Origin of the sequence: Streptococcus sp. 2154 (assembly GCF_013277255.1) — a bacterium.
GTDB classification, from domain to species: domain Bacteria; phylum Bacillota; class Bacilli; order Lactobacillales; family Streptococcaceae; genus Streptococcus; species Streptococcus pseudopneumoniae.
Map to the genome: position 1 here is coordinate 1 of NZ_VMMK01000051.1, position 6,222 is coordinate 6,222.

Consider the following 6,222-nt stretch of genomic DNA (forward strand, 5'->3'; position numbering starts at 1 on the left):
TATCGTCTTTCTGCTGAAATAGACTTCTTTTCCTTTCTGTTGATAGGCTAGTAGCAGACGATTGATTTGTCTTTCAGAAAGATTCAGTTCGACACAGGCTCGATTCTTTGTTTTCTTTCCTTGGTCTATAGCTTTTATCACAAGATATTTTTTCGTTTCATTCATATTCAGTTGGATCCTTTTCATACGACTATTTTATCAAATGGGACATTTTCACGTTCGATTTACTAAATGAAAGTTATATAATGAAGTTAGCCACCCAGCCCTCCTAAAAATTAGATGGTTCAACTAGCTGAAAGTGTAGACATAAGAAAACACCTCTGTGTTATACTTGTTGTTCAACCACAAACACAAGAAAGGCACAGAGATGCGATATTTTAAAAGAGTTGGATTTCTCCAACTCTTCTCTTTTTAATACACGTTATTTTGATTTGACTGGCTTGTCTTGAGCTGTCTTCAAGGCTGTGGCAATCGTATCTGCATACAATTTTGCTCCTGCTTCAATAGTGCTAGTGTCACTTCCGAAATGGACTTGGTCTGTTCCTGCCCAAATTTCTGGATGCTCTTTCGCAACTTGATTCCAATCTGCTATCGTGATGTAAGGTGTCTTCTCTGCCAATTCTCTCATGTAGGCAGCAGCCTTCTCAACGATGGCATAGGTCTCTTTTGTCTTATCTCCCTCATAAGGAGTCACCAAAACCATATGGTGGCCCTTAGGAAGATTTTTCACGATACTGTCCCAGTCTTCCTTGTAATTTTCAGGATTATTTACCCCAGTCGCAATGACCACCATCTTAGGTAAAAATTTATTTTGGCTATTGTTTATCATGATTTCATTGGCAGTCTTGGTTGTTCTGCTGACCTGCGCGTTAATTTGTGCTCCAGGAAGAGCTGTCTGCAGGGCTGTATTTGCCCTTAAAGCCACCGAGTCACCAATTAACATAGTGCCATCAGCAATTCCTAAACTATCAGCTTCTGCTCGTTCTGCTATCACTTTTGTTTGGGCAATAGTACTAGCAGCTTGCTTCAAGCCATTGACAGTTAAGTCTGTCTCAAACGCTCCCACTTGTGGTGCCAACAAAGTCACTAAGAAGACAATGAAGGCCAAGATTCCCGTACTTGTTGCAAGAATTGTGTGAATATAAGGCAGGGGACGAAGAGTTTGTAAAATAGGTGTGTTCTTGCCTGCAATCCAAGGTTCCAATACATAAAATGAAAGACTGGCAAATCCATAAGAAAAAATCAAAGTTAATAACACAGCAAGAAGATTTGAGGTCAACTGTGAGAAAATGATGTAGAAAGGCCAATGGAAGAGATAAACTGCATAGCTAGTATCCGCTAAAAAGCTAATCATCTTTGTCTCTTGTATATGATGTGTCTTTTCATGTAAGACACGCGCCGCCAGAATCATAGCAAGAGCTGCAAGGCTAGCAAGTAAGAAGCCCATAAGATAGGCAAAAAGATAGGTAAATTTGACAAAGAAGGTCAAAATGAGTAAGAAGCCAAAACCTCCTCCAAAAACCAAAAGGGTCTTGCGTAAATCCCAGATTTTATCCAACTGCTTGACGAGGGAAGTCGTCTGACGAACGCCTACAATCGTTGCTAGGATACTTCCCAAAAAGAATGGATAGACATGAGTTAAACTGGAGAAGTAAACAGAGGAATAAGAGGTCACTAGAAAACTACCAATAAACATGGAGAAGAAGCTGATCAAGAAGGCAGCAGCTGATAAGAGAAAAACCATTCCCCTCAACTGACCATTTGATTTGGACTGTTTGGATAAGAACCAAACTGCCAATCCCCAAAGAATATAGTAGTGAACCTCAACGGCCAAGCTCCAATTATGAACAAACAAATGAGGAATGAACTGAGATTCATAACTCCCACCTGTTAGCAGTTCATAGAAGTTAGTCATAAAGCCTAAAACACCCGCAATCTGACCCCCAATTCCAGCCACATAATCTTGGCGAACTAGAAAGGTAAAGGGCATGGTTACCAAGACCATCAAAATCACAGGTGGCACAATCCGATAAAAGCGTCTCCTAAAAAATCCAATCAAGTCAATCTCATGATTTTTAGAAAACTCTTCGATGAGTAGAGCCGTAATCAGGAAACCTGAAAATGTGAAAAAGACATCTACCCCGAAAAATCCTCCAGGAAAGATGGTCTGAAAGAAATGATACAAGAGTACCAGTAGTAAACCTGTAATCCTAATCAAGGAAAACCATTTAATGCGCATACGAGTTTATTCTCCCTTTCATTATACACTTTATTCTATCAAAAAAAGAAGAAAAATCCTAAGAGAAAACTTAGGATTTTTAGCTTATATCTATTCCGTTTTAGAAATTGCGTCCTGACTTATTATAGCCATATTTTTCCACAAAATACTCACGGAATTCCAAGAGATTGTCATCCATGATGGCTTGTCGCACTTGCTTCATCAGGTTAAGCAAGAAGTAAAGATTATGGTAGCTAGTTAAGCGGATACCGAAGGTTTCATCAGCTTTGAGTAGGTGACGAAGGTAGGCGCGTGTGTAGTTCTTACATGTGTAGCAATCACACTCAGGATCCAGTGGCGTAAAGTCCTCAGCAAACTGGGCATTTTTGACAACCAAACGTCCCTGACTGGTCATACAAGTCCCGTTACGAGCGATACGAGTCGGCAAGACACAGTCAAACATATCCACCCCACGAATGACCCCATCAATCAAGCTATCTGGCGCTCCGACACCCATCAAATAGCGAGGTTTATTTTCAGGAAGCAGTTGGGTTGTGAAGTCCAAAACCGCATTCATCTCTTCGTGGGTTTCTCCTACTGCCAAGCCACCGATAGAGTAGCCTGGGAAATCCATGCTGACAAGGTCATGAGCCGATTGGCGACGCAGGTCTTCAAATCCTGCCCCCTGCACAATCCCAAATAACCCTTGGTCATGCGGACGACGGTGAGCCTTCAAACCACGCTCAGCCCAACGACTGGTACGCTCGATTGATTTCTTAACGTAATCGTAAGGTTGATAAAACTGAGGACATTCGTCAAAGGACATCATGATGTCTGAGCCTAGATTATTCTGAATAGAGATAGCTTTTTCTGGCGATAGGAACATCTTGGAACCATTGAGATGGTTTTTAAAGGTTACTCCTTCTTCTGTGATATTACGGCTATCTGCTAAGGAATAAACCTGAAAACCACCACTATCTGTCAAGATAGGCTGGTCCCAATTCATGAACTTGTGGAGACCACCTGCGCGAGCAATAAGTTCATCTCCAGGACGAAGCCAGAGATGATAGGTGTTTGACAGGATAATTCCCGAACCCATCTCCTTCAATTCTTCAGGCGACTGAGTTTTGACAGTGGCTTGAGTCCCAACTGGCATAAACATAGGTGTTGGGAAGGTGCTGTGGGGAGTGATGATTTCTCCCAGACGAGCTCCTGTATGTTTTTCTTTCTTAATCAAACGGTATTTGATTGGTGAATCTGACATTTTTTACCTCCGAAGCTGGGAAAGACAGTCCCAGTTCATACTTTGTACCCAAGGGCATACTGTATGATTTTATCAAAAAAAGCTGGAACTGTCACGAACTATGGTATAATAAGAGAATGAACTATCCAAAAATTGATTTAAAAACAATTCGTCAGGAGTCAAAACATTTTCAGGCTGACACCCCCCGTCTCTTTCTCCTCTATATCCTTCCCAGTATGCTGGTCATCTTATCTGGTTTTCTTAATCCCTTATCTCGGATCCACGTGACTGTTTTAGAACAGCCATTTTTCAGCATACTTGGTCAAATACTTCAAGCCTACCTCTTTCCTCTACTAGTCTCCTTTATCGGGACTATTCTTTTGACCAGTTCCGTCTATGCAACCCTGACACTCATGAAAGATTCTAAAACGGAGCCATCTGTAAAAAACAGCCTAGCTCTCTTTGATGAGGAGCGCTTTTCTCAAACCTTTTTGACCCTACTTCTCAAACGTTTCTATCTCTTTTTATGGAGTATCCCTAATTTACTTGGGATTTACTTCCTCTTTTATAGTAGCTTTTTAGCCCAAAAATTCGTCACCCTACATCCTGAGTTTCCAAATCTAGATCTCTCATCAGTTGAAACCGAGCGTTTCCTCATGGTCTTTGGACTCTACTTTCTTGCAAGTCTCATCTTGATCATTGTAGGAAATATCCTCTATATTCCACAGTATTATGCCTATTCACAGGTGGAATTTCTTCTCTGTTATAGTCTAGACCTAGGACAGGCCTCACCAAGACGAATCCTAAAAACTAGCCGTTCCTTTATGAAGGGCTACAAGTTCCAGCACTTTGTCCTAGATTTACAGCTTCTTCCTTGGTACTTCCTCAATTGGATTACCTTTGGCATTGCTAGTTTTTTACTCCTACCTTATATCCAATGTACTAAAATCAGCTTTTATAGAGCAGTACTTAGAGCAGCACTTAGTAAAAAATACCAACTAAACTACCCCTGGTAGGGCTAGTTTTTCACTCCTACCCTACATTCAAATTAATTAATAAAATGATTTTTTACCGAGCAGTATTGGCTCGAAAACGTCCAAAAGCTTGAAGGTTTTCCCTCAAGCTTTTTTCTATCAATGAGTTTCTCCGCCTACCAACTTGAGATCCTGATCTCCATGTTCTATAATGGCTCCGATTGCCGCTTCTATCCCTCGCCTAATATCCACTAAACTCATAGCTGGAGTTGTAGGTCGATTCACCACCTATTCCATCATATAAGGAATATGCATAAAACCTGCCTTAACATGTGGAAATTTCTTTTCTACCAAATAGAGGGCCTGATACATCAAATGGTTGCAGACAAAAGTCCCTGCCGTATTGGAAACAGAGGCCGGCAAGCCCTCTTTTTTTATAGCTTGAACAATCGCTTTAATCGGTAAACTACTAAAGTAGGCCGAAGCACCGTCTTGGCGAATGGAAAGGTCAATCGGTTGATTACCATCATTATCAGGAATGCGTGCATCGTCTTGATTTATAGCCACTCGTTCAGGCGTCAAGCTAGATCTTCCACCTGCTTGGCCAATACAAAAGACAAAGTCAGGTTGATAGCGGTTCATCTCTTCTTCCAATACTTGAGCCGATTTGTGAAAGACTGTTGGCACTTCTAACCAACGGACCTCAGCACCATGGATTTCAGCTGGTAAACCTTTAATGGCCTCCAAAGCTGGATTAACCTTTTCCCCTCCAAAGGGCTCAAAACCTGTCACTAATACTTTCATTTCTAACTCCTCAAAACAAATTCAATGAGACTTTTTCTTAAAAACAAGTATAACATATTTCCCTTATTCCGGAGTGAAAAGGACTAGCGAGACTAAGATTGACCTTTGAACTTATTTAAAGAGAAAAATACTAATCAAGGCTAAAATAGCTGGCTCACCTTGCTTCAAAATAATTTTCTTATCTGCTGTGAGAGAGCCATAAGCCGCAGCACCAATCACAAATAAAACAAAAATAGTCACAATTTCTAAATTCTGTGAGAAATAAATCCCATACAGGAGAAAGACTCCTAGCAGAGCATTATAAATCCCTTGATTTTTAAACAGTGAACTTACCGACGGACGAGCTAGTTCTTCCCTGTCCATGTTAAAGACACGACTAGTCGCTTCTGATTGCGTTGCAATACTTTCCAAATAAAAAATGTAAAAATGCTCCAAAGCAACGATTGTTGCTAAAATAATTGTAATAATTGACATCTATTTCTCCTTAAATTTCTATATTTTCAATGCTCAAAACCAATTTGTTTAATAAACGGCTGAATTCTGTTCTCTCAGACTCTGTTAAGATACTTTCCATCTCTTTCTTAACCTTGATATGCTGCAGAGGTGGATTCATCACTAACTGCTCCTTGGCATACTTCGTAGCCTCTACCAAGACTTCTCGCTGATTTTCAGGATTACGATGACGCTCCACCAAACCTTCCTTTTCTAAAATCTTAAAATGCCGTGTCAAAGCAGCCTGATCAATCTTCAAACGCTCCTGAACCGCTATTTGATTACAAGGGGAATGCTTCAACAAAAATAATAAAATCTGATACCGTGTCAAACTAATCCCAAGCCTTTTTTCAAACAATTGCGTACTCGCTTGCTCAGACAAGCGGAGTTGATACAGTAAATCTTGAATCTCTATCATTTCTTCCTCCTTTCTATTGATTTATCAATAGTTGATTAATCAAGTTTAATATAATACTGGACTAAAATCAAAA

The 6,222-nt window shown here is 40.3% G+C and carries 6 protein-coding genes and 1 pseudogene; 1 reads left to right on the forward strand and 6 read right to left on the reverse strand.

Annotation, left to right across the window (positions count from 1 at the left end):
- From HT693_RS09005 to tgt, 3 genes are all read right to left on the reverse strand, one after another.
- On the reverse strand, positions 1–165 hold a 165-nt coding region (locus HT693_RS09005; RefSeq protein ID WP_172925120.1), incomplete at its 3' end, for a helix-turn-helix domain-containing protein.
- A 256-nt stretch (positions 166–421) separates the two neighbouring features.
- A complete protein-coding gene (locus HT693_RS09010; protein ID WP_001220862.1) occupies positions 422–2,239 on the reverse strand; it encodes an acyltransferase family protein in 1,818 nt (605 codons plus the stop codon).
- 100 nt (positions 2,240–2,339) lie between these two features.
- Complete coding sequence (gene tgt, locus HT693_RS09015) at positions 2,340–3,482, reverse strand: tRNA guanosine(34) transglycosylase Tgt (protein WP_001285257.1); 1,143 nt, start codon at positions 3,480–3,482, stop codon at positions 2,340–2,342.
- 116 nt (positions 3,483–3,598) lie between these two features.
- Here tgt and HT693_RS09020 point away from each other — a divergent pair, with 116 nt between their 5' ends.
- The gene (locus HT693_RS09020) at positions 3,599–4,477 is read left to right on the forward strand and encodes a DUF975 family protein (RefSeq protein WP_001108855.1); all 879 of its coding nucleotides are present in this window, start codon (positions 3,599–3,601) and stop codon (positions 4,475–4,477) included.
- A gap of 117 nt (positions 4,478–4,594) precedes the next feature.
- Here the strand turns inward: HT693_RS09020 and pcp are convergent.
- The 3 genes and pseudogenes from pcp to HT693_RS09035 all read right to left on the reverse strand — a co-directional run bounded on the left by pcp (position 4,595) and on the right by HT693_RS09035 (position 6,149).
- Positions 4,595–5,239 (reverse strand): annotated as a pseudogene (gene pcp, locus HT693_RS09025) (pyroglutamyl-peptidase I).
- A gap of 111 nt (positions 5,240–5,350) precedes the next feature.
- The gene (locus tag HT693_RS09030; protein WP_000022854.1) at positions 5,351–5,713 is read right to left on the reverse strand and encodes a DUF1304 domain-containing protein; all 363 of its coding nucleotides are present in this window, start codon (positions 5,711–5,713) and stop codon (positions 5,351–5,353) included.
- 10 nt (positions 5,714–5,723) lie between these two features.
- A complete protein-coding gene (locus HT693_RS09035) occupies positions 5,724–6,149 on the reverse strand; it encodes a MarR family winged helix-turn-helix transcriptional regulator (protein WP_000570119.1) in 426 nt (141 codons plus the stop codon).
- Between the last annotated feature and the right edge of the window lie 73 nt (positions 6,150–6,222).